Genomic DNA, 24,294 nt, shown 5'->3' on the forward strand with positions numbered 1-24,294 from the left:
CATGGCCGAGCCACTGATCCGCATGACGAGCATCCGCAAGTCCTACGGCCGCGTGCAGGCGCTGGAGGATGCCAATTTCCATGTCAATGAACGGGAGATCGTCGGCTTGCTCGGCGACAATGGCGCCGGCAAGTCGACGCTGATCAAGGTGCTCTCGGGTGCCGTTCCGCTGACCAGCGGCGATATCTTCATCCGCGGCAAAAAGGTGAGCCTGCGCAGCACCAGCGACGCCATCGCCCACGGCATCGAGACCATCTACCAGGACTCGGCGCTGGTCACGCAACTGTCGATCGCCCGCAATCTGTTCCTCGGACGCGAGCCGATCAAGCCGCCGCTCTTTCTCAACCGGATGGACCAGGACGCGATGAACACGGTTGCCCGCGACTTGCTCAAGCAGGTCGGCATCTCGAAGAACATCCCGCCGACGACGCCGATCGGCTCGCTCTCCGGCGGCGAGCGCCAGGCGGTGGCGATCGCGCGCGCCATGCATTTCGACAGCGACCTGATCATCTTGGACGAGCCGACCAACAATCTCGGCGTCGCGGAAACACAGGGTGTGCTGAGCTTCGTGCGCAGCGCCCGCGATTCCGGCCATTCCTGCATTTTCATCGCCCACAATATCCACCATGTCTTTCAGGTGGTCGACCGCATCGTCGTCATGCGCCGGGGCAAGGTGGTTGCTGACGACATAGACCCCAAGAAGACCAGCGTGGCGGAGGTCGAACGGATCATCACCGGCATGTCGGATAAGGAAATCCGCGATGCCATCGCCGATGGCAAGCCATCGCACTGAGAATGGTGATGGGCGGCAATCACCCGTCACCTCAGATCGCATTCGCTTGTCTGACGCGCCATCGCATGGCGAACAGGATTGCAGCATGAAAGCCACAGTTTCGGATACCGCACGCAACTGCGGGCTGTGGGTTACGGCATGAAAGCCACTGTCTCCGATATCGCTCGTAGCTGCGGGCTATCGACCGCAACGGTCGACCGGGTGCTCAACAACCGGCCGGGTGCGAGTGCGGCCAACCGCCAGCGCGTCATGGAGGCGGCCAAGCAGCTCGGCTATCTGCCGGTCGCCGATCAGGTAACGCTACCCTCGCGGCCCGCCCACCTTGAATTCCTGCTGCCGATCGGCAGCAATGCCTTCATGCGCGATCTCGCCGGGCATATCGAGGACTACGCCGCGCGCCTGCCGCTTGTCGCCTCGTGCCGGATCCACAACCTCGCCGGTATCTCGCCGAACGCGCTGCAGAGCGCTGTCGAAAACCTGTCGCTCAGGGCCAATGGCGTCGGCGTGATCGCCGTCGATCATCCGCGTACGCGCAACATCCTGCGCGACATCGTCGATGCCGGGATGCGTCTGGTGACGCTGGTGTCCGATGTTCCGGCGGCACCGCGCGCGGCCTATGTCGGCATCGACAACCGGGTGGCGGGACGAACGGCGGCGCTGCTGATGGGACGCTTCCTTGGCGGCCGCACCGGCCATCTGGCGATGGTCGTCGGCTCACGTTCCTATCGTGGCCACGAGGAACGCGAGATGGGTTTCCGCTCGGTGCTCAGTGAGGAGTTTCCCAATCTGACCGTCAGCAGCGCCGTTGAGGTCAACGACGAGCCCGATGCCAGCTACACCGAGACCATGAAGGCGCTGCACGACGAGCCGGAACTGCTTGGCATCTATTGCGTCGGAGCTGGACATTCGGGCGTTGCAAAGGCGATCCGCGAGGCCAGGCCGAACCGCAAGCCGGTGTTCATCTGCCACGATCTGACCAAGGACACGCGCGGTCATCTCGTCGACGACCTGCTCGATATCGTCATCGACCAGAATGCACGGCTGATCGCGGAGCAGTCGGTCATCCGCCTGCTCGGCTCGATCGCCTCCTCGGCACCCTATCTGACGCGCAAGTTCATCGAACCGCGCTTGATCTTCAGGGAAAACGTCCCGGGGCAGTAATGCGAAATGGCTTGGCTAAACCGGGTTTCCGGATTTGTACGATAATTGGCACGGCAAATCTGCACAGCAGCTATGCAAGTTTCTTTGTTGCCGAATCGTTGGGCAACTCGTAGGTTCTGGTTGTCGGCCATCTACTCCTCCCAGATGCGATGCCGACGCTGAATGGGGTGCACCTCCTCCCGCGCCACATTCGAAAATCGAGCCCGCTGCCACCTCCTCCCGGCAGCGGGCTTTTTTCGTTTGGCCGACAGGGATGACGGCACAGCGACACCAAAGCGCGCCCAGTCATCACGCGATGAATGGCGCACATGGACAGGCGACAGGTCACCTCAACCGGCGGCGGCGCCCCTGAAAGAAACGATCAATCCTTCAGCCATGCGCACGAACTGCGTGCTCGGACCTTCCGACCCCACGGTCTGCACGCTAACCCGCGCGCCCTCGAGCAGAAGCGACAGCGTATCGGCGAGCAGTTCAGCCTGGCCGATGCCCGCATCCCGACATAGCGTCACAAGGCGCTCGCGCTGGGCTTCCTTGAGCTCCTTGATCACCAGCCTGGCCGGATGGTCCGGCTCGGTCAGCTCAGCGGCGGCGTTGGCCATGTCGCAGCCGCGCCCATCCGCATTGAGCATGGCAGCCGCCTTGCGAACCCAGGCATGCAGCTGGGCAAGCTTGTCACCAGGAAATTCGGCCTCGAACGCATCCCACATAGCGCCCGCCTTGGCCGCATTGGCGCGCAGGCATTCGACGATCAGTTCGTCCTTGGATTCGAAGTGACGATAGAGCGTCATCTTGTTCGTGCCGGCAGCTTCGGTGATGGCGTCGACGCCGACACCCTTGATGCCATGCTTGTGGAACATGTCGCGTGCCGTCTCCAGGATCCGATCCCGGGGACGAGAGCGCTCCACGATGCCGTCTGCCATCATGATCTCCTTTCGTTTCCAAAAAACCCTCGGCCACCTCTTGACTAGGGTGTTACCGGTCTGTAACTTCCAGAATGTTACTTACTGGTAACACCTATATCGTCCACCGTCAATAACAAGGCCGTGAACTGGCCCTGCCGACGAGAGGGACAAGAAACTGCCAATCATGCGGCCTCGGCCGGTGAAAAGATGAAAACGGTTCGCGAGCACGTGCTGCGAATCGACAGACAAGGAGCCGGCCAATGCCACAGCGCCGCGATCTTACCATAGATGAAGCCGTCCGGGATCCGATGATCCGGCTGGTCATGAGAGCCGATGGCGTCGACCCGCGCGCCTTCGAGACGATGCTGCGCTCGCTTGCCGATGCGCAGCGCAACGAGGTGCCGTTGCTGCATTCGCGGGACGACCTCGGTGACAAGCGCGGTCAAAGACTGTCCAGCGTCGCCAGCGCCTTCGGGCGGGCAAGAGCAGCCGGGGAGGCTTGCGTCTCGTGGTAAACTTTTTCATCCACCGTCCGATCTTCGCCTCGGCGATCGCCATCATCATGGTGCTCGCCGGGTCGATTTGTTATTTCCTGCTGCCCGTCTCGCAGTTTCCCGACATCACGCCGCCGCAGGTCGTGGTCAGCGCCCACTATCCAGGCGCCAGCGCGCAAGTGGTGGCCGATACGGTGACGACGCCGCTGGAGCAGCAGATCAACGGCGTGCAAGGGATGACCTACATGTCGTCGACGAGCTCCAATGACGGCTCCTCGACCATCACCATCACCTTCGATGTCGGCTATTCGCTGAGCACCGCCGCCGTCGACGTGCAGAACCGCGTCTCGCAGGCCGCCTCGTCGCTGCCGGCGATCGTCAACCAGGGCGGCGTGACGATCAAGAAGCAGAACCCGAACTTCGTCCTCATCGTCAACCTGACTTCGCCCGACAGTTCGGTCGATCCGGTGGCGCTGAGCAACCTTGCCTATCTGCAGGTGGTCGATCCGCTGAAGCGCCTGCCCGGCGTCGGCGATGTGCAGATCTTCGGCGAGCGGCGCTATTCGATGCGCGTCTGGCTCGATCCCGACAAGCTCGCCAATCTCGGCATCACCGCGGTCGATGTGCAGAACGCCATCGCCGAGCAGAATGTCCAGGTGGCGGCCGGCAAGATCGGCCAATCGCCGGCACCCGCCGGCACCGCCTTCGAGATGCAGGTCAACGCCGTCGGCCGGTTGAGCGATCCAAAGGAATTCGGCGACATCGTCGTGCGCGCCAACACCGACACCGGCTCGCTGGTCAGGCTGCGCGACGTCGCCCGCATCGAGCTCGGCGCACTGCAATATTCGTCGTCGGCCTTCTTCGGCAAGGACCCGACCGTGGTGCTCGCCGTCTACCAGATGCCCGGCTCCAACGCGCTCGATCTGCAGCAGCGCGTCAAGGACAAGATGCAGGAGCTGTCGGGCCGCTTCCCGAAGGGCGTGTCCTATGCAATGCACTACGACACGACGCGCTTCGTCTCGGCGTCGATGCATGACGTGCTGATCACGCTCGGCGAAGCGCTGGTGCTGGTCGTCGCCGTGGTGTTCCTCTTCCTGCAAAGCTGGCGCACGACGATCATCCCGACCATCGCCATTCCGGTGTCGCTGGTGGCGACGCTGGTCGTCATGGAGATGCTCGGCTTCTCGCTCAACATGCTCTCCCTGCTCGGCATGGTGCTGGCGATCGGCCTCGTCGTCGACGACGCCATCGTCGTGGTCGAGAATGTCGAACGACAGCTGGAGGCCGGACTCAAGCCGCTTGCGGCGACCAAGGCCGCAATGCGCGAGGTCACCGGACCGATCATCGCCACCACCGCGGTGCTGATGGCGGTGTTCGTGCCGGTCGCCTTCATTCCCGGCGTCTCCGGCAAGCTCTACAACCAGTTCGCGCTGACGGTGGCGATCTCCGTCGGCATCTCCGCCTTCAACTCATTGACGCTCAGTCCCGCGCTCAGCGCGGCCTTCCTGCGGCATCGCGGCGAGACGCAGTTCGCTCCGTTCCGCTGGTTCAACACCGGCTTCGACAGGCTGTCGCACGCCTACGCCAATGGCGTACGCATTCTCATCCGCTTGCGCTGGATCATGCTCGGCCTGTTCGCGGCCGGACTGGTCGCCACCTACTTCGTCTGGCAGCGCCTGCCCTCGACCTTCCTTCCGGTCGAGGACCAGGGCTATTTCTTCGTCGTTATCCAGTTGCCCGACGGCGCGTCGCTGGAACGCACCGACGCGGTGGCGCAGAAGGCGCGCGACATCCTGCAGGCGACGCCCGGCGTCGAGATTGTCGGCTCGATCAGCGGCCTGAATTTCCTGACCAGTGCGGCGCAGTCGAATTCGGCGGTTGAATTCGCCATCCTGAAGCCGTGGGAGGAGCGCGGCCCCGACCAGAGCGCATCGAAGCTCGTCGCCGATGTGCGCGGCAAGCTGATGCAGATTCCAGAAGCCTTCGCGCTGAGCTTCGATCCGCCTTCTATCCCGGGTATCGGCACCACAGGCGGCTTCGAATTCGTCGTCGAGGATCTGACCGGCCGCGGCAGTTCAGCCCTCAACGATGCGACGCAAGCCGTGATCGCCGAGGCGCGCAAGCAGCCCGAAATCAACCCGCAGCAGCTGTTCTCGCCATTCTCGACCTCGACGCCGCAGTTCAACTACGACCTCGACCGCAGCAAGGCCAAACTGCTCGGCCTCAATCTGCCCGATGTCTTCAACACGCTGCAGATCTATCTCGGCTCGCTCTACGTCAACGACTTCAACCTGTTCGGCCGCACCTTCCGGGTGACCATCCAGGCCGACAAGGATGCACGTGCGGGTGCCGCCGACATTTCGCGGCTCTATGTGCGCAATGCCTCCGGCGGCATGGTGCCGCTCTCGACGCTGGGCAAACTCGTGCCCTTCGTCGGCCCGGAGACGGTGCCGCATTACAACAACAATGCCTCGGCCTCGATCAATGGCGGTGCCGCACCCGGCTTTTCCTCGGGCCAGGCGGTTGCCGCGATGGAACGGGCCGCCGCCATTGCGCTGCCAAGGGATTTCGGTTTCGAATGGACCGGCATCACCTTCCAGGAGCTCAAGGCAGGATCGATCGCGTCCGTCGTCTTCGGCCTCGCCATCGTCTTCGTCTTCCTGATCTTGGCGATGCAGTATGAGAGCTGGGCGATGCCGTTCATGGTGCTGTTGGCGGTGCCACTGGCCCTGTTCGGCGCCTTCGTGGCCCTGTTGCTGCGTGGCATGCAGATCGACGTCTACTCGCAGATAGGCTTCGTCATGCTGATCGGCCTGGCGGCCAAGAACGCGATCCTGATCGTCGAATTCGCAAGGCGACGGCGCGAAGAAGGCCTCAGCATCGTCGACGCGGCGATGGAGGCGGCACGGCTCCGGCTGCGGCCGATCCTGATGACGGCTTTCGCCTTCATCCTCGGCGTGCTGCCGCTGATGTTTGCCACCGGTGCCGGCGCGGCAAGCCGGCAGTCGATCGGCACCACAGTGTTCGGCGGCATGGTCGCAGCGACCATCCTGTCGCTGGTGTTCGTGCCGGTGTTCTACGCGGTCATCGAGCAGCTGCGCGAACGCCGCGGCAATGACGAGCCCGCCTTTCAAGACAATGAACCAACGACTGAGCCCGCCTTGCGTCCCCTGGCGGAAGCGGCCGAATAAGATTGGAGACTGATCATGCGTAAATGGAAAATCGCGTTGGGAACGGCCGTCGCGCTGGGAGCGATCTCGGTGGCCAGCGTCCACCTGCTCGACATGGGCAACCTCAGCCTCAATGCCGGCACGGCCGCGGCGACGCCTGCTCCGGCGGCATTCGTCATGCCGGTGCCGGTGGTTAGTGTCGTCAAGAAGACGATCCCGATCTACCTGGACTATGCCGCGCGGACGGAACCGATCCGCAGCATCACCTTGCAGGCCAGGATTCCGGGCTATCTGCAGGAGCAGACCGCAGCCGACGGCGTCGACGTCCGGCAAGGCGACCTTCTCTACAAAATCTCGCCTGACGACTTCCAGGCGGCTCTCGACCAGGCCAAGGCGCAAGTGCAGCGCGATACGGCGACGCTCGACTATGCCCGCTCCAACCTCGGTCGCGGCACCGAACTCGCCAAGAGCGGCTACCTCGCCAAGGACGGCTTCGACCAGCGCACCAGCACCTTGCGCGAGGCACAGGCGTCGCTGGCGGTCAACCAAGCGGCGGTCCGCACGGCAGAGCTCAATCTGAGCTACGCCGAAATCCGGGCGCCGTTTGCCGGGCGTCTCGGCCGCAACCAGGCTTCGGTCGGAACGCTGGTCAGCGTTGCCGGCACCGTGCTCAACACGCTGGTGCAACTCGATCCGATCTACGTCACCTTCAACCCGAGCGAGACGGATCTGGCCGAGATCGAGCAAGCCCGTGCGAACGGCCCGATCGAAGTGGAGGTGCTGCTCCCCGGCCAGACCGAGGCCAGCCAGAAGGGCGAGCTTACCTTCATCGACAATTCGGTCGACCGCTCGACCGGCACGATCACGGCGCGCGCAACGATCGGTAACGGCAAGTTCACGCTGCTGCCCGGCCAATATGTTCGTGTCCGGCTGCATGTGAGAGAGCAGGCCGACGCGCTGATGGTGCCGCAGACGGCGCTGGGCTCGAGCCAGCTCGGCAAATATCTCTATGTCGTCGGCAAGGACAACACGGTCGACCAGCGGCTGGTTTCGCTCGGACCGACGAGCGGCGGTCAGGTCGCCATCCTCAGCGGCGTCGCCGAGGGCGACCAGGTGATCACGGGCAATCTGCAGAAGATCGGACCCGGAGCGCCTGTATCGCCGATACCGGAAAAGCCGGCCACCTGAACACCCCCGTCAGGACCCGGCTTCAGCGCGGCGCCCCGACCTTCCCACAGGTCGCGGGCGCCGCTCGACTGAGCAGTTCCACCAGACCGGCAACATCGGCGCGGTCGGCCTTGGCCACCGGCATGAATGCACAGTAGGGATGCCCGAGGCGCACGGAGACGGAGGAGAGCGCAATCAGCCGACCGGCCTCCAGATCGGCGCGCGCCATGACCCGCTGGCCAAGCGCGATACCCAGGCCCAGCCTTGCCGAGGCGATCGCAAGGCTGGACAGGCCGACGCGCCGCCCGTGCGACGGGTCGGGTGAGCGGCTGCCGCCGGAGGCCGCAAACCAGTCAGCCCAGGTCGGGTGCGAGGCATAGTTCGGCCCCCAATTGGTGTGGATGAACTGGCTCTCGTGCAAATCCGCCAGACTGGTATCGCCATTGCCGTGCCGGTGCCAGAATTCCGGTGCGCAGACAGGCAGGACGTCGTCATGGACGAGACGGACGAGTTTCAATCCGGGATAGTGATAATCGCCATAGCTGATGCGCAGGTCGATGTTCTGGCGCATCAGGTCGACCGGATCGTCCTCGACCCGAACGTCGATCGCCATCTGCGGAAAGGCATCGAGAAGTACCGCCAGCCTCGGCGCCAGCCACAGTTCGGCCAGCGAGAACGGCACGCTGACGACCAGGCGCGTCCGCATCCCGCCCTCCAGCATGCGCTGGCCTATGGCGGCGATGTCTCCTAGCGCCTTGGCGGTCTGCGGATATATGGCGTGGCCGGCGTCGGTCAGCGCGATGCGGTTGCCGCTGCGCACGAACAATTGCTTGCCGAACCAGTTCTCAAGATTGCGTATCTGCTGGCTGACCGCTGCAGAGGACACGCCGAGTTCAGAAGCGGCCAAGGTGAAGCTGCCGGCACGGGCGGCAACTTCAAAAGCTCTGATCGCATTCAGCGGCGGTAACCGTTCCACAACAGATCCATAAGTTTTTCTTGCTCAATCCTAATTATTTTCGACGTTGAGAGAAAGATTTTTTTGCCGTCTCATAGGCTCGAAACCTTCGGAGCCATGACGATGAAAGACATCCTCGATCTCGACCGCTATCCGCTCGACCGCGAAGGCAGCGCCGAATGGCAGCGCCTTGTCGAACAATCCGTCGCCGCGCTCGAAGCCGACGGCATGTTCAATCTGGAAGGGTTTTTGCGCCCCGGCGTGGCGGAACAAGCCGTGCGCGAAATCCAGCCGGTGATGGCCGCGCGCTCGCATGTGCACAAGCGGATGCACAACATCTACTTCAAGCCTGACATTCCCGAGCTTGCACCCGACCATCCGGCGCTGCGCAAGGTGGAGACCATCAGCCACACCGTCTGTGCCGACCAGATTCCGGCCAGCGTCGTGCTCGCCATCTACGAATACGAACCGCTGCTGCGCTTCCTGGCGGCGACGATGGGCAAGACCAGGCTGCATGTCATGCAGGATCCGTTGGCGCGAACCAATGTCATGGCCTATCGCGCCGGCGAGGCTTTGAACTGGCATTTCGATCGCTCCGAATTCACGACGACGCTGCTGCTGCAGGCAGCGGAATACGGCGGCGACCTCGAATACCGCACCGATCTGCGATCTGACGGCAATCCCAACTATGACGGCGTCGCAAGGCTGCTGGAGGGGCGCGACCCCGATGCAAAGATCCTGCGCATGAAGCCCGGCACGCTGAATGTCTTCCGCGGCAAAAACACCGCGCATCGCGTCACCACGGTCGAAGGCGAGCGCGAGCGCATGATCGCGGTGTTTTCCTACTATGAAAAGCCCGGCGTGATGTTCAGCCCCGAGGAGCGGGTCGGCTTCTACGGCCGTGCCGCCTGAGACCGAAAGGCCGACATGCCAACGGCCCCCAAGAATCCGAAGATGACCTCTTGTTAGATTGTCGACAATCTGCTTGTCTTGCTTTCGATTTCCCTGGGAGTGGCCGAATGGCGAAAGCGGATTTCAGTCCGATTGCGGACACGACGCGACGCGCCGAGATCGTCGCGCTGTTGCGGCGCGCGATCCTGACCGGGCAGCTCGCACCCGGCCAGAAGCTCAACGAGCTGCGGATTTCCGAACAGATGCGGGTCAGCCGCGCGCCGTTGCGCGAGGCAATGCGCGAACTGGTCCAGGAAGGCATCCTGACCAGCATCCCCTATGCCGGCACCTTCGTCATCGAGGTCACAGCCAAGGACATCGACGATGCCTATTCGTTCAACAAGGTTATGGACGAGCTGGCCATCGAGCGGGCGTGGCCGCTGCGCGACCAGCGCTTCTTCGACGAGCTCGACCGGCGCCACGAAGCCGTGAAGCAGGCGACCCGTGCGTTGGACACGACACGCCAAATCGAAACCGCGCTGCAACTGCATGGCCTGATCTACGAATGGGCGGACAATTCGGTGCTGCTGGAAACCTGGCAGCGGCTGACCAGCCGGCTGCAGATGTATTTTGCGCTCCACCAGCATGCCCGCAATGAGCCGGTGCCGGCCGAAGACGTTCACGAAACCTATGTGCGGTTGCTGAAGGGCAAGGACATGCGTGCAGCCCAGCGCCATGCCAGGGAGCACATCGATCACGATTTCGAGGAGTTGCTTGCCTACGCGCGCGGCCTCGAACAACGCCCGTCGAGGGGCGCCTGACCCGTTCCCCACCATCACAGACAGCGGACAAGACACGTGCAGATCGAAACCATCAAGGCCTACCATGTCGTGCAGCCCTTCGTGGACGGGCCATACCGCATGTCGAAGGGGCGCGAGGCCGACGCTTTCGACGCGGTGATCGTGTCCATTGCATCAGACAGCGGCATCACCGGCTGGGGCGAGATGGCGCCGCTCGGCAATTTTTACTCGGCAGCCTTCCCGGCCGGCGTTCGCGCCGGCGTGGTCGAGATCGCGCCGCATCTGATCGGCCATGATCCGCGCGGACTAGCCAGCATCGGCCGGCTGATGGACACGGTGTTCAAGGGTCATCCCTACATCAAGTCGGCGCTCGACATGGCCTGCTGGGATCTGGCGGGGCGCGCCGCCGACGTGCCGCTGGTCACGCTGCTCGGCGGCAAGGAAAGCGACACCGCAGAACTCTACAAGGTCGTCACGCACGGCAGCGTCGACGCCATGGCCGCGCTGGCCAAGCGCATCGTCAAGGACGGCTTCCACCGGCTACAGGTCAAGGTCGGCGGCAATGTGCATGACGACATCGAACGTGTCACCGCGGTCGCCGCCTCAGTGCCGAAAGGCACGGTCATCTTCTGCGACGCCAATGCCGGCTGGACGCCCTATCAGGCTCGCCAGTTCGCCGACGCGACGCGCAGCATCGACTACACGTTCGAGCAGCCCTGCACCACGATCGATGAAAACATGTCGGTGCGCCGCATGCTCGACAAGCCGATGGTGCTCGACGAATCCGTCACCTCGCTCGAGGCGATGCTGGAAATTCATCGCCTGGGTGCGGCCGACGGGCTGACCCTGAAGATCTCGCGCCTTGGCGGGGTGACGAAGACGCGCCAGATCCGCGACGTTGCCGTCGACCTCGGCTTCATGATCACGGTCGAGGACACGGGCGGCGCCGAGATCGACACCGCGGCCATGGCGCATCTGTCGTTGTCGACGCCGGAAGAGCGCCGGCTGCATGCCATCGCCTTCCATGAATGGGTGACGGTGCGCACGGCGTCGAACATGCCGCCGGTCACCGGCAGCCGCATGGGCATTCCGGACGGACCGGGCCTCGGCATCGACGTCGTTCCCGACCTGCTGGGCAAGCCTTTCTTCGAGGTCGGCCGCTGAGATGAAGATCCGCAGCATCAAAGCCACGCCGATCAATTTGCGCCTCGAAGCGCCCTATGCCTGGGTGTTCGGCGAGCTCGACGGATTTTCGCCGACGATTGTCGAGGTTGAGACCGAGGATGGCTTGATTGGCCTTGGCGAAGCGCCGACGCCAGCGGCGGCCGCGATTATCAACGATGTCCTGGCGCCACGGCTGGTCGGCCGCGATGCCTTCGACATCGCCGGCGCCGAGCATGTCTGCCTGCCCTTTTGGACCGGCGTGCAGTCGATCAACGACCGCACCCGCATCATGGCCTTCGGCGCCATCGAGATGGCGTTGTGGGACCTGCGCGGGAAGGCGTGGAACCAGCCGCTCTACCAGTTGCTTGGCGGCGCCGTGCGCAAGGACATCCCGTTCACCGACTATTTTTCGCTGCGCGGTGACGGGCCGAAGGTGAAGGGCGAGACGACGCCCGAGGAAGTCGCCGACTATTGCGTCGAATTGCACGAGACGCATGGAACGACCTTCTTCGAAGGCAAGTTCTCGACCGAAGATCCGAAAGTCTCGCTCAGGATGGTCGAGCTGATCCGCAAGAAACTCGGCGACGATGCGATGATCCGTATCGATTCCAACCAGGCTTATTCACTCAGCACCGCGCGGCGGCTGGCGCGCCCGCTGGAAGAGTTGGGCGTGCGCAACTGGGAGGATCCGGTGGCGACGATCGAGGAGATGCGCGAATTGCGGCGCCATTGCTCGATCCCGTTTTCGACCCACAACATCGACATTGCGCGCGCCATGGAGACCAAGGTGCCGGACGCCTTCGTCGGCAACCCGACGACGCATGGCGGCATCGGCCGGCTGCTGCGCTTCGTCGGCGCCTGCGAGCATGCCGGCATCGATTTCTGGTGCTACAGCGGCGACAGCGGCATCGGCAGTGCCGCCTATCTGCACCTGTGCGCGGCACTTGGTTGGATCAGGGAGCCGAACCAGTCGCTGTTTCGCATGCTGCCGATGGATGTCACCGAGGAAGGGCCGTTTTCGCCAAGGAACAATTTCGTGCGCGTTCCGGAAGGTCCCGGTCTCGGCGTCACCTTGTCGCGCGAGAACCTCGCTGCCTGTCACAGAGACTTTACCGAGAAAGGACCGTGCAACAAGTATCATGACCCGGCAAAGCCCAGAACCTATCGCCGTTTGCCGCTGAACTAGACGGCGGCAGCAGTGCAGCCAGGAATCCGGCACGTCCACGTCACGACTGGATGGACCGGACAAACCGCATGCTAAAGTTTCGGTCGACAGACCTCTCTGGCGGCGGGAAAATGGAGCAATCCACGAAATTTCGTCAACCATAAGAAATAGGGGAAGGGTAAAAACCCATGAGCAAGAACTACAGCATTCTCGACCTGATCCGGCGCAATCGCACGCCGCTTGAAAATCACCTGATCGACGGCCTTGTCGACGGTCGTGTCAGCCGCCGCGACTTCGTCCGTCACGGCAGCCTGCTCGGCCTGTCGCTGCCGCTGCTGGGCCGTATCGGCATGGCAGCCGGCCTCGGCGGCATGCCGTCGCTGGCGCGCGCCCAGGGCGCGCCCGGCGCCACCATCCGTGTCGCCAGCAGCGTGCCGGCAGCGACGATCGACCCGGTCACCATTGCCGACGCCGGCGGCTTGCTTGTCATGCAGCAGGTTGCCGAGTTTCTCTGCGTCGACGGTCCCGATCTGGTGCTGCAGCCGGCGCTGGCCGAGAGCTGGAAGCCGAACGACAACGGCACGGTTTGGACCTTCAAGCTGCGCAAGGGCGTAAAATTCCACAGCGGCGGCGAGATGAAGGCCGAGGACGTCGTGGCCAGCATCGACCGCCTTGCCGATCCGGCAAACTCGTCCAACGCGCTGTCGGTGTTCAACGGCATCCTGCAGAAGGGCGCCTCCAAGAAGGTCGACGACTACACGGTGGAATTCCACCTCGATGCGCCGAACGGCAACTTCCCCTACATGCTGTCGTCCGACAACTACAACGCCGTCATCATCCCGGCGAGTTACAAGGGCGACTACGAGAAGAGCTTCGACGGCACCGGGCCGTTCAGAATAGAGAAATACACGGCAAAGGTCGGCGCCTCCTTCGTCCGCAACGAAGACTATTGGGGTCCGAAGGCACTGCCGGAACGCACCGAATTCACCTTCTTCACCGATATGCAGCCGCAGATCCTGGCGCTGCAGGGCGGACAGGTCGACATCATCAACCAGATGCCCGTGCTGGCCGGCGTCGCTCTGCTCAACGATCCGAACGTCGACATCATCAGCCTGAAGTCGTCGGCCCATCAGCAACTGCACATGCGCTGCGACGAGGGCCCGTTGAAGGATGCGCGCGTGCGCCGTGCCATTGCGCTCTGCCTCGATCGCGACAAGCTGGCCGCCGGCCTGATGAAGGGACGCTCCGCTCTGGGCAATGACAGCCCGTTCGCTGCCGTCTACCCTTCGACCGATACGAGCGTGCCGCAACGCAAGCAGGATATCGCCCAGGCCAAGCAGCTCATGGAAGCAGCCGGCCTTGGCCAGGGCTTCAAGATAACCCTGACCACCGAACGCTACCTGGAAATCCCTGAATACGCCCAGCTCATCCAAAACTGGGTCAAGGAGATCGGTGTCCAACTCGACCTCAACATCCTCGACCAGAGCGGCTATTACGGAGACGCGGTGTTCGGCAAATCGAACTGGCTGGATTCGGTGATGGGCATCACCGACTATGGTCACCGCGGCGTGCCGAACGTCTATCTCGCGGCACCGCTGAAGAGTGAAGGCACCTGGAACGCGGCACACTTCAAGAACAAGGACTATGACGCGCTGGCGACCAGCTACATCGCAGCCCTCGACCTCGAGGCACAGAAGGCCGACGCCGGCAAGATCCAGAAGCTGCTGCTCGAGGAAACGCCTGTCATCTTCGGCTATTTCTACGACTATCTGACGGCGACGGCGAAGGGTGTGGCCGGCGTGCAGCCGACCGCCATGTCGCAGCTGTTCCTCGACAAGGCATCGAAGGCCTGAACGGAAGGGAAAGCCAATCCTCTAACAGCCAGCTCCCGCATGGGGGCTGGCTCCACAAGGAGTCCTAGCCATTCTCTCCTTCCTTGTCCGGCGTGTCTCGCTGTCGCTCGTCACGCTGTTCCTGCTCAGCATCATGGTGTTCCTGGGCGGCCAGGTGCTGCCCGGCAATGTCGGGCGCGCCATATTGGGCCCGTTCGCCGACCAGCGCGCGGTCGACGCGCTCAATCACACGCTCGGCGTCGATCGCCCGCTGCTAACGCAATACTGGAGCTGGATCTCCAACTTCGTCCAGGGCGACATGGGTACGTCCTACATCTTCCGCTCGCCGGTCGCGCCTTTCGTCATCGATGCGCTGGGCAATTCGATGAAGCTGGCGGCGGTCGCCTTCGTGCTGGTGGTGCCGATCGGCATCCTCGGCGGCGTCGCTGCCGCACTCAACCTCAACCGGCCGCTCGACCGCATCATCAGCCTAGGCGGCCTGTCGGTGACCGTGCTGCCCGAGTTCGTCACCGGCATCATCCTGATCCTGATCTTCGGCGTGTGGCTGCGCTGGCTGCCGATCTCAGCCGCATGGCCGCGCGACGCCGGCTTTTTCACCCAGCTCTATTACCTGATCCTGCCCTCGCTGCCGCTGTTCCTGGTGCTGTTCGGCTACATCGCCCGCATGGCACGCTCCGGCATGATCGAGGCGCTCGATTCCGATTACACGCGAACGGCCGTGCTCAAGGGCCTGCCCTGGCGCACGGTGATCTGGCGGCATGTGCTGCGCAACGCGCTGCTGCCGACCATCACCGTCATCGCGACGCAGACCGGCTACCTCATCGGCGGCCTTGTCGTCATCGAAACGCTGTTTCGCTACCAGGGCATCGGGTCGCTGATCTTCACTGCCGCGCGCGGCAAGGATTTCCCGATGCTGGAGTCGGGCATCCTCACCATCGGCATTGTCTATGCCGTGGCCACCCTTGTCGCCGACTTCCTCTATTCCGTGCTCAATCCGCGTATCCGTCTGGGGTCAGATCAATGAGCGCCGTCCAAACCAGCTCTCCGACACCAGACGACACGCGCCGGCGCGGCCCGCTGGCGGAGGTCTTTTACTCGCTGCTGCGCTCGCGCACATTCCTTGTCGGTTTCGCCATCGTGCTGTTCTGGGTTGCCTGTGCGCTGTTGGGCGAGCATTTCGCACCTTACGATCCGCTCGCCGACGACATCATCAACGCGCTGGCGCCGCCCTCTTCCGAACACTGGTTCGGCACCGACCAGATCGGCCGCGACGTCTTCTCGCGCGTCATCGTCGGTTCGCGCGACATCCTGACCGTCGCACCGCTGGCAACCTTGCTGGCGACGGTAGCCGGCACGGCGCTTGGCCTCCTTACCGGCTATTTTCGCGGTCTCGTCGACGATGTCGTCAGCCGCATCCTCGAAGCCTTCATGGCGATCCCGGTGGTCATCGTTGCGCTGTTGGCCATCGTTGCGCTCGGCACCTCCAAGACGACGGTCATCGTCGTCATCGGCCTGAGCTTCGCGCCGATCATCGCGCGCACCGTGCGCTCGGCGGTGCTGGCCGAGCGCGAGCTCGACTATGTCGCCGCCGCACAACTCAGGCATGAAAGTGCCCTGCATACGATGTTCGTCGAGATCCTGCCCAACGTCATCCCGCCGATCCTGGTCGAAACCACCGTGCGGCTCGGCTACGCCATTTTCGCGGTCGCCACGCTCTCCTTCATGGGTTTCGGCATCCAGCCGCCCTCACCCGACTGGGGGCTCTCGATCTCCAACAATTACGGCATGATCGGCGGCGGCTTCTGGTGGACGGTGCTGTTCGATGCGCTCGCCATCGCCACGCTGGTGATCGGCGTCAATCTGGCGGCCGACGGCGTTCACGGAGCGCTCAATGACTAACTCCGCCAAGGCCGAAAACGCACTCGAACTCACCGATCTTTCGGTTGCCTACCGCGTCGCCGGCCGCAATCGCGCCGTGCTGCGCAACCTCAGCCTCACCATCGGCCAGGGCGAAGCCTATGGGCTGGTCGGCGAATCCGGCTGCGGCAAATCCACCGTGGCGCTCACCGTCGTGCGCTATCTGCCGAGAAATGGCTCGATCACCGGCGGCGCGATCTCGCTCGACGGCCAGAATGTGATGAAACTTGACGCCGAAGCGCTCAGGCGGGCGCGCGCGGAAAGCGTCTCCATGGTCTATCAGGACCCGGGCAAGGCGCTGAACCCATCGATTCGCGTTGGCCGTCAGCTGACCGAGATTTTTGAACTCGGCGGCGTTTCGGGACGAGCGGCCACTGACCGGGCGATTGCGATGCTGAACCGAGTGCGCATCTCCGACCCCGTCAGCGTCATGCAGCGCTACCCGCACCAGCTTTCCGGCGGCATGCAGCAACGCGTGGCGATTGCCATGGCGCTGGCCAACGATCCGTCGATGCTGATCCTCGACGAGCCGACCACCGGCCTCGATGCGACGGTGGAGGCCGAAGTGCTCGACCTGATCGCACAGCTCAGGCAGGAACTGTCGGCCTCGATCCTGTTCATCAGCCACAACCTCGCCGTCGTTTCCAACATGTGCGACCGGGTCGGCGTGCTCTATGCCGGCATGCTGGTCGAGGAAGGGCCGACGGAGGTCGTGTTCAACGATCCGCGCCATCCCTACACGGTCGCCCTGCTGCGTTGCCTGCCGCGCGGCGGCCAACGCAAGGATCAGGGCCGGCTCGACACCATTCCGGGTTTCCTGCCCGGCATCGGGGCCGACATCAAGGGCTGCGCCTTCGCCGATCGCTGCGCGCTCGCCGACGATCGCTGCCGCAGCGAATTGCCGCCGCTCTATGATCTGGGCGGCCGGCTGTCGCGCTGCTTCCATCACGACAAGGCGCAAGCGCTGCCGCGTGCCACACCGAGCGATGTGGCGCCCGCCCCAAAGCCGGCGGCAGCACCGGTGCTGCGCGTCGCCGGGTTGAACAAGACCTATTCCAGCCACGGTCATGCACTGCGCGCCGTCAAGGATGTCTCGCTCGATTTGCGACCCGGCGAAACGCTCGGGCTGGTCGGCGAGTCCGGCAGCGGCAAGACGACCTTCGCCAGGCTGCTGCTCGGCCTGGTACCGCCCGACGAAGGCGGCACCATCGAACTCGAGGGCAAAGCGCTGGCGCCACGACTGGAGAACCGCAGCGACGACCAGATCAAGGCGATGCAGATCGTCTTCCAGAACCCGGACTCCGCACTCAACCGCTCACATTCGATCCGCCATCTGATCGGCCGCGCGCTGAAGCGGCTGGCCGGCCTCTCCGGCAAGGCGCTGGAGGCTCGTCTCAACGACCTCGTCCGCTCGGTGCGGCTCACCGACCGGCATCTGGCCGTCAAGCCGCGCCAGCTCTCCGGCGGCCTGAAGCAGCGCGTCGCCATCGCGCGTGCCTTCGCCGGCGACCCGCGCATCGTCGTCTGCGACGAGCCGACCTCGGCGCTCGACGTCTCGGTGCAGGCTGCCATCCTCAATCTGCTCGCCGACCTGCAGTCAAAGGAAGACGTCAGCTACATCTTCATCTCGCATGATCTTGCCGTGGTGCGTTACCTCTCCGACAAGATCGCCGTGCTCTATCTCGGCCGCATCATGGAGCTCGGACCGTCGGAAGACGTCTTTTCCGGTCCGCATCACCCCTATACCGAGGCGCTTTTGTCGGCCGTGCCCAAACTCGACCAGACCGAGACGGCGCGCATTCGTCTCGACGGCGAAATCCCCAGCGCCACCAATCCGCCCTCGGGCTGTGTGTTCCACACGCGCTGCCCGCGCAAGATCGGCCCGATCTGCGAGCAGCAGGAGCCGCCACTCGGCGAGGCCCAGCCCGGCCATTCCATCCGCTGCCACATTCCTTACGCCGAACTGGCCAGGCTGCAGAGAGCGGTCGTGACCGAGCCGGCATAGCGCTCTCGCTCGCGTGGCTTGGCCTGTCAGATCTGGCCGGCCATGCTGAGAGCACGGTCACCTTCTGAAAAGCCCTGCCCTTCGGCCCAGTCCCTGGCCAGCGTGCGCAGGCCTGTGAGCGCGACATCCAGAACATCCGAAGACACGGGATTCGAGGGATAGGCGAGGTAGATCGGCCGTTGGAATACCGGAGCGTTGTCGATGCGCCGCATCTCGCCACGCTCGATATGACCGCTGACGGCACTGAGCGGCAGATAGGCGGCGGCCTGCTGCGACTGCACGTGCTGCAGTCCGATGAAGACCAGCCCGGCCGAAATCGCCGGCTTGACCATGCCGGCAAAGGCGCGGTCGTGCTCGATGCGGAACTCCAGTCCCCAGTCCATCAGGATATAGTTTTCGGTCCATGGCTTGGTCTGTGCGGCGTGCTGGACGAGCACGACCTGATCGACGGCCAGCGTCTCGTAGACAATGCCGGGATGCGGTCGCGGCAGATAGAGGATGCAGATGTCGAGCAGGCCTTCCGCCAGCTGGTCGATCGCCGAGTCCGGAAAGCTGCCCTCCAGCCGCAGCGCCACGTTCGGCCGCCTGGCGCGCATCCACTCGACCCATGGCGAGGTGATGCGATCCCACAGATAGGCCGGCGCGGTCAGCCGCAGCAAGGTCTCGTAACCATCGGGAACGGCGATGTCCTGCCGCGATTGCTCCCAGGTGCGGGTGATCGACGAGGCATGCGGCAGGAACTGCCGGCCGGCCGGCGTCAGCGTGACGCCATCGCGGTCGCGCACGAAAAGCCGGCGGCCCAACTGCTCCTCCAGCCCCCTGATCCGCGCACTGACGGTGGACTGGGCGAGGTTGAGCCGGCTGGCCGCGACGGTGAAGCTGCCATGGGTGGCGACTTCGAGAAAGCTGCGCAGATTCTCAGTGTCCATGCCCACCTCCTGCATCGAAAATTTCGATGACTCCTATCAAAAAATATCGCTTTCCGGCGGCAGTCAACAATGAACTAGATGGCTGAACCCCAAGACAAGCGAGGAATCCAGCCATGCCCAAGCATTTCCGGATGATCGACAACGCTCGCAGAACACTCACTGCAATCGAAAATTCCGCTGTTGACGAATTGCTGGCCGGCAGGATGGACCGCCGTGACTTCCTGCGCCATGGCAGCGTGCTTGGGCTTTCCTTGCCGTTCCTGGGCAGCCTTGTCGCGGCCGCCGGCCTCGGCACCCAGCAGGCCCGCGCCGAGGGCAAGCCGGGCGGCACGGTGCGCGCCGGCGTGGCGACGCCGGGCGGCGCCATCGATCCCGTCACCTACTATGACAGCGGCAGCTACCAGCTGGTTTTCCAAACCGCCGAGTTTCTCTGCATCACGCAGCCGGACCTCACTTTGAAGCCTGTGCTGGCAGAGAGCTGGGCGCCGAACGAGGATGGCAGCGTGTGGACCTTCAAGCTGCGCAAGGGCGTGAAATTCCACAATGGCGAGGATTTCAAGGCCGACGACGTCGTCGCGACCTTCGACCGGCTGGCCGATCCCAACGGCGCTTCCAACGCGCTTTCGGTGTTCAAAGGCCTTCTTTCGAAGGGCGGCACCCGGAAGGTCGACGACCACACCGTCGCCTTCCATCTCGATGCGCCGAATGGCAGCTTTCCCTATTCAGTGTCGATCGACAATTACAACGCCGTCATCCTGCCGGCGAGCTACAAGGGCGATTACGAAAAGACGTTCGAAGGCACCGGACCGTTCCGGTTGGAAAGCTACACGCCAAAGGTCGGCGCGACCTTCATCCGCAACCCCGACTATTGGGGTGAGAAGGCGCTGCCCGACCGGCTCGAATTCAAGTTCTACGGCGATGTGCAGCCGCGCATCCTGGCGCTGCAGGCCGGCGAGGTCGACATTCTCGATGCCGTCCCGCTCGATGTCAGCCAGGTCGTGCTGAACAGTCCTGATATCACCGTCTTGCGTGTCGCTTCGACCGCGCACCGCCAGTTGCACATGCGCTGCGACACCGGCCCCTTCACCGACAAGCGCGTGCGCCAGGCGCTGGCGCTGTGCATCGACCGCGCCAAGCTGGTCGACGGCTTGTGCCGCGGCATGGCGGCGACTGGCAATGACAGCCCGTTCGCGCCGGCCTTCCCGGCGACCGACAAGTCGGTGCCGCAACGCGTCCAGGACATCGCCAAGGCCAAGCAGTTGCTCGAGGCGGCGGGTCTCGCCGAAGGCTTCGACATCACGCTGACCACGCTGCGCTATTCCGACATTCCGGGCTATGCGCAATTGTTCCAGAATTTCGCCAAGGAGATCGGTGCGCGCATCTCGCTCAACATCGAGGACCAGGACAAATATTACGGCAAAGCGGTGTTCGGCCAGTCGGACTGGCTGGACAGCCCGCTCGGCATCACCGACTACGCGCATCGCAGCGTGCCAAACGTCTTCCTCAAGAGCCCGTTGGTCAGCGACGGCCCTTGGAACGCGGCGCATTTCAAGAGCCCGGCCTATGATGGCATGGTCACCAGCTATCTCAAGGCGCTCGATGCCGGCGCGCAGCGCGCTGCCGCCTCTGACATCCAGAAATTGCTGCTCGACGAGACGCCTGTCATCTTCAGCTATTTCCCCGATCTGCTGGTGCCGGTGCGCAAGAATGTCAGCGGCCTTCCGCCGATCGCGGCCGGCCTGCTGCTCGACCGCGTGTCGTTGAGCTGATCGTGCGCCAGCGCCCGATGACAAAAGAAACAAAACGGGAGACTACCATTCGCAAGCCCCATCTGCGCGGCCGTGGGCCGCATTTTCCGCTGCTCGACACCATCGTGCAGTATGAATTCGAGCCGGGCTACATAGCCTTCACCATGCCGACGCAGAAGCGCCTGCGTGTGCAGGTGGGATCGATGACCGTGGCCGATACGACCAATGCCTTGGTGTTCTACGAATCCGATCACCTGCCGGTCTACTACTTCCCGATCGGCGACGTTCGCGAGGAATTCCTGCTGCCGAGCAAGACGACGACAGAGGACCCGTTCAAGGGCACAGCCACCCACTATTCACTCAACACCGGCATCACGCTGGTCGAGGACGCGGCCTGGCGCTATCTCGATCCGGTCAAGGGCTGTCCGCCAATATCCGACTACATGTCGTTCACCTGGAGCAAGATGGGACACTGGTTCGAGGAGGACGAGGAGATCTTCGTCCACGCCCGCGATCCGTTCCGCCGGGTCGACTGCCTCCCGTCGTCGCGGCGCGTGCAGGTCATTCTCGACGGCGAACAGGTCGCCGATTCACGCCGCGGCGTGTTCCTGTTCGAGACCGGCCATCCGGTGCGCCACTATCTGCCGATCGCCGACACGCGGCTCGATATGTTCGCGCCCAGCCGCTACATTTCGCGCTGTCCTTACAAGGGCATCTCCAACTATTATCACGTGACGACCAAGGCCAAGCGTCACGAGAACCTGGTCTGGTATTATCCCGAGCCGGTGCACGAGGCGGAGCGCATCAAGGGGCTGGTCTGCTTCCACCACGAACTGGTCGACAAGATCCTGGTCGACGGCGTCGAAATCCCGAAGGAAGCCACGGCCGCGTCGAGCGGTTATTTCTGAGTATCGACGCCGCTTGAGCCATTTGCGCGCGGGCGCTTGATCGAAGCACGGCTCAGCGCATACCCTCCCTGGGCCAGGGAGGGCACTCGATGGATCTTTTCAAACTGAACGGCGATGTCGCGCTGGTCACCGGCGCCGGCAGCGGCATCGGCCAGGCAATCGCGATCGGGCTCGCCGAGGCAGGCGCTGACGTCGCCTGTTTCGGCCATGCATCGAAGGGTGGGCTGGACGAAACCGCGCACCGGATCACGGCGCTCGGCCGCAAAGCGCTGGTGCTGACCGGTACAGTGACATCGCAGAGCGATCTCGCGGCGGCGATCGATCGCGTCGAGAGCGAACTCGGTGCGCTGACCGTCGCCGTCAACAATGCCGGCATTGCCGGCTCCGAGCCCGCCGAGACGATGCCGCTGGAGACGTGGCAGAAGGTTCACGACGTCAATGTCGCCGGCGTGTTCCTGTCCTGTCAGGCCGAAGCGCGCAAGATGCTGGCGCGAGGCAAGGGCTCGATCATCAACATCGCCTCGATGTCGGGCACCATCGTCAACCGCGGCCTGACGCAGGCGCACTACAACTCTTCGAAGGCTGCCGTCATCCACATGTCCAGGAGCCTCGCCATGGAGTGGGCCGATCGCGGCCTGCGCGTCAATGTGGTTAGTCCCGGTTACACGCTGACGCCGATGAACAAGCGGCCAGAGGTGGCGGAAGAGGTGAAGATCTTCAAGCGCGACACGCCGATGGGGCGCATGGCGGCGCCGGAGGAAATGGTCGGGCCGACGGTGTTCCTCGCCAGCCGCGCAGCGAGCTTCGTCACCGGCCTCGACCTGATTGTCGATGGCGGCTACGTCTGCTGGTAAGAGCTCAGCTTCGCCTGCAGTCTGAATTTGTACGTCTCGCGAAGCGTTAGTCGTTGCGCGACATGAACCTTGGTATATATAATTTCATCCTATGAAACGGCCTTGGCGAGATGGGGCTTACCAGGCGGGTAGCCGAGATCATACGACCTTGATGGCTCGCACCTTGCAGGGCGCCGCAGGACTGGCAATCGATCCGCAGATGACCGCTCCCTCAGCGATCCGTCGGCAGTCATGACGCCGACACTCCGATCCTGTTCCATTATCACCAGAACTGAGCACCATCTTGCCTGCACTGGCCAAAGCCGGGGCAATAATTTGGCGCCGACGGTCTTGCGCAAAGACCAGTCTTTCCAACACAATCAAGAAAAAGCCGCAAGAAGGGAACGAACGATAATTTTCACAGCTTGAAGGAGAACAAGCATGTCACTTCGCAGTGTGATTTCGAACTTAACAATGGGAGCCTTCGCACTCGCCGCGGCGAGTGCACTGACACCTTTCGCCCAAGCCGCCGCACCGGAATCCAACGATCCGATCAAGATCGCGCTGTTCGATTGGACCAGCGTCAATCTGAACGCCAAGATCCTCGGCGGCATCCTGGAAAAGCTCGGCTACACAGTCGAGTATCCGACCGCCGACTATCTTTCCAGCCTGACCACAGGCCTCACCAATGGCGATCTCGATGTCGGCATGGAATTCTGGGACACGACCGCCGGCGAGGCCATGAAGGCCTCCGATGCGACAGGCCAGACCGAACGGCTGGGCAAGCTCGGCCCCAAGGCCAAGGAAGAATGGTGGTTTCCCGAATACATGAAGGAGAAGTGCCCCGGCCTGCCCAATTGGGAAGCGCTGAAGGATCCGAAATGCGCCGAAGCCTTCTCGACGGCGGAGACCGCACCGAAGGGGCGCTATCTCGGCGGCCCGGTAACATGGGAAGGCTTTGACGACGAGCGCGTCGAAGCGCTGAAACTGCCCTTCACCGTCATCCATGCCGGCACCGACGCGGCGATGTTCGCCGAGTTGGACTCGGCCTATCAGCGCAAAGCGCCGATCATGCTGTGGATCTATTCGCCGCATTGGGCGCCGGCCAAATACAAGGGCGAATGGGTTGAATTCCCCGAATACACGGCCGAGTGCTACAACGACCCGAAATGGGGCACCAACCCCGACGCCAAATATGATTGCGGCAAGCCGCATGGCGAGATCTGGAAGTACTCCTGGGCCGGCATGAAGGACAAATGGCCGGTCGCCTACAAGGTGGCCAAGGCCTACACGGTCGACACCGACGAGCTCAACAAGATGAGCGGCGAGATCGATCTCGGCGGCAAGACGCCGGAAGACGTCGCGGCCGCCTGGATCGCCGCCCACGAGGCCGACTGGAAAGCCTGGGCGCAGTGATCGTTCCGACTGGAAGATGAGAC

General features: G+C 63.4%; 20 protein-coding genes. 17 read left to right on the top strand and 3 right to left on the bottom strand.

Annotation, left to right across the window (positions count from 1 at the left end; genetic code table 11):
• The first annotated feature begins 1 nt into the window (after nt 1).
• Nucleotides 2-793, top strand: coding sequence for an ATP-binding cassette domain-containing protein (locus NP945_RS06060; protein WP_256745822.1), 792 nt, complete (start codon nt 2-4; stop codon nt 791-793).
• Nucleotides 794-931: 138 nt separating this feature from the next.
• Nucleotides 932-1,954, top strand: coding sequence for a LacI family DNA-binding transcriptional regulator (locus NP945_RS06065; RefSeq protein ID WP_127270236.1), 1,023 nt, complete (start codon nt 932-934; stop codon nt 1,952-1,954).
• A 329-nt stretch (nt 1,955-2,283) separates the two neighbouring features.
• Here the strand turns inward: NP945_RS06065 and NP945_RS06070 are convergent, their stop codons facing one another.
• Entirely contained in the window at nt 2,284-2,874 is a 591-nt protein-coding gene (locus NP945_RS06070; RefSeq protein WP_127270239.1) for a TetR/AcrR family transcriptional regulator, read from the bottom strand.
• Nucleotides 2,875-3,116: 242 nt separating this feature from the next.
• Here NP945_RS06070 and NP945_RS06075 point away from each other — a divergent pair, with 242 nt between their 5' ends.
• Genes NP945_RS06075 through NP945_RS06085 form a run of 3 tightly spaced genes read left to right on the top strand, consistent with a single transcriptional unit; the run spans nt 3,117 to nt 7,708 of the window.
• Nucleotides 3,117-3,371, top strand: a complete 255-nt coding sequence (locus NP945_RS06075) for a hypothetical protein (protein WP_127270242.1) — start codon at nt 3,117-3,119, stop codon at nt 3,369-3,371.
• Nucleotides 3,365-6,541: a multidrug efflux RND transporter permease subunit gene (locus tag NP945_RS06080; protein WP_256745823.1), complete on the top strand. Its 3,177-nt coding sequence runs from the start codon at nt 3,365-3,367 to the stop codon at nt 6,539-6,541. Before NP945_RS06075 ends, NP945_RS06080 begins: the two co-directional genes overlap by 7 nt.
• A gap of 15 nt (nt 6,542-6,556) precedes the next feature.
• Nucleotides 6,557-7,708 (top strand): efflux RND transporter periplasmic adaptor subunit, encoded by a 1,152-nt coding sequence (locus NP945_RS06085; protein ID WP_127320305.1) that lies wholly within the window; start codon nt 6,557-6,559, stop codon nt 7,706-7,708.
• A gap of 22 nt (nt 7,709-7,730) precedes the next feature.
• On the opposite strand, the gene NP945_RS06090 is transcribed toward NP945_RS06085, so the two are convergent.
• The gene (locus NP945_RS06090) at nt 7,731-8,663 is read right to left on the bottom strand and encodes a LysR substrate-binding domain-containing protein (protein ID WP_256745824.1); all 933 of its coding nucleotides are present in this window, start codon (nt 8,661-8,663) and stop codon (nt 7,731-7,733) included.
• A gap of 102 nt (nt 8,664-8,765) precedes the next feature.
• On the opposite strand from NP945_RS06090, the gene NP945_RS06095 reads away from it, so the two are divergent.
• The 8 genes from NP945_RS06095 to NP945_RS06130 all read left to right on the top strand — a co-directional run bounded on the left by NP945_RS06095 (nt 8,766) and on the right by NP945_RS06130 (nt 18,437).
• Complete coding sequence (locus tag NP945_RS06095; protein ID WP_256745825.1) at nt 8,766-9,554, top strand: 2OG-Fe(II) oxygenase; 789 nt, start codon at nt 8,766-8,768, stop codon at nt 9,552-9,554.
• 107 nt (nt 9,555-9,661) lie between these two features.
• A complete protein-coding gene (locus NP945_RS06100) occupies nt 9,662-10,354 on the top strand; it encodes a GntR family transcriptional regulator (RefSeq protein WP_256745826.1) in 693 nt (230 codons plus the stop codon).
• A 36-nt stretch (nt 10,355-10,390) separates the two neighbouring features.
• Complete coding sequence (locus tag NP945_RS06105) at nt 10,391-11,497, top strand: mandelate racemase/muconate lactonizing enzyme family protein (RefSeq protein ID WP_256745827.1); 1,107 nt, start codon at nt 10,391-10,393, stop codon at nt 11,495-11,497.
• A 1-nt stretch (nt 11,498) separates the two neighbouring features.
• A complete protein-coding gene (locus NP945_RS06110) occupies nt 11,499-12,683 on the top strand; it encodes a mandelate racemase/muconate lactonizing enzyme family protein (RefSeq protein ID WP_256745828.1) in 1,185 nt (394 codons plus the stop codon).
• Nucleotides 12,684-12,850: 167 nt separating this feature from the next.
• Nucleotides 12,851-14,515 carry an ABC transporter substrate-binding protein gene (locus tag NP945_RS06115; RefSeq protein WP_127811046.1) on the top strand — a complete coding sequence of 555 codons (1,665 nt, stop codon included), beginning with the start codon at nt 12,851-12,853 and terminating at the stop codon, nt 14,513-14,515.
• Between the two features lie 70 nt (nt 14,516-14,585).
• Nucleotides 14,586-15,539 (top strand): ABC transporter permease, encoded by a 954-nt coding sequence (locus NP945_RS06120; protein ID WP_127328474.1) that lies wholly within the window; start codon nt 14,586-14,588, stop codon nt 15,537-15,539.
• Complete coding sequence (locus NP945_RS06125) at nt 15,536-16,414, top strand: ABC transporter permease (RefSeq protein WP_256745829.1); 879 nt, start codon at nt 15,536-15,538, stop codon at nt 16,412-16,414. Before NP945_RS06120 ends, NP945_RS06125 begins: the two co-directional genes overlap by 4 nt.
• The gene (locus NP945_RS06130; RefSeq protein ID WP_256745830.1) at nt 16,407-18,437 is read left to right on the top strand and encodes an ABC transporter ATP-binding protein; all 2,031 of its coding nucleotides are present in this window, start codon (nt 16,407-16,409) and stop codon (nt 18,435-18,437) included. Before NP945_RS06125 ends, NP945_RS06130 begins: the two co-directional genes overlap by 8 nt.
• 26 nt (nt 18,438-18,463) lie before the next feature.
• On the opposite strand, the gene NP945_RS06135 is transcribed toward NP945_RS06130, so the two are convergent.
• Complete coding sequence (locus NP945_RS06135) at nt 18,464-19,366, bottom strand: LysR family transcriptional regulator (RefSeq protein ID WP_127270260.1); 903 nt, start codon at nt 19,364-19,366, stop codon at nt 18,464-18,466.
• Between the two features lie 113 nt (nt 19,367-19,479).
• On the opposite strand from NP945_RS06135, the gene NP945_RS06140 reads away from it, so the two are divergent.
• The 4 genes from NP945_RS06140 to NP945_RS06155 all read left to right on the top strand — a co-directional run bounded on the left by NP945_RS06140 (nt 19,480) and on the right by NP945_RS06155 (nt 24,271).
• Complete coding sequence (locus NP945_RS06140) at nt 19,480-21,135, top strand: ABC transporter substrate-binding protein (RefSeq protein ID WP_127811050.1); 1,656 nt, start codon at nt 19,480-19,482, stop codon at nt 21,133-21,135.
• A 17-nt stretch (nt 21,136-21,152) separates the two neighbouring features.
• The gene (locus tag NP945_RS06145) at nt 21,153-22,022 is read left to right on the top strand and encodes a DUF427 domain-containing protein (protein WP_127397595.1); all 870 of its coding nucleotides are present in this window, start codon (nt 21,153-21,155) and stop codon (nt 22,020-22,022) included.
• A gap of 89 nt (nt 22,023-22,111) precedes the next feature.
• Nucleotides 22,112-22,876, top strand: coding sequence for an SDR family oxidoreductase (locus NP945_RS06150; protein WP_128288793.1), 765 nt, complete (start codon nt 22,112-22,114; stop codon nt 22,874-22,876).
• A 420-nt stretch (nt 22,877-23,296) separates the two neighbouring features.
• Nucleotides 23,297-24,271 (top strand): ABC transporter substrate-binding protein, encoded by a 975-nt coding sequence (locus tag NP945_RS06155; protein ID WP_256745831.1) that lies wholly within the window; start codon nt 23,297-23,299, stop codon nt 24,269-24,271.
• The last annotated feature ends 23 nt before the right edge of the window (nt 24,272-24,294 follow it).

It is taken from the genome of Mesorhizobium sp. LMG17149 (assembly GCF_024518695.1).
In the GTDB taxonomy this organism is placed as follows: Bacteria; Pseudomonadota; Alphaproteobacteria; order Rhizobiales; family Rhizobiaceae; genus Mesorhizobium.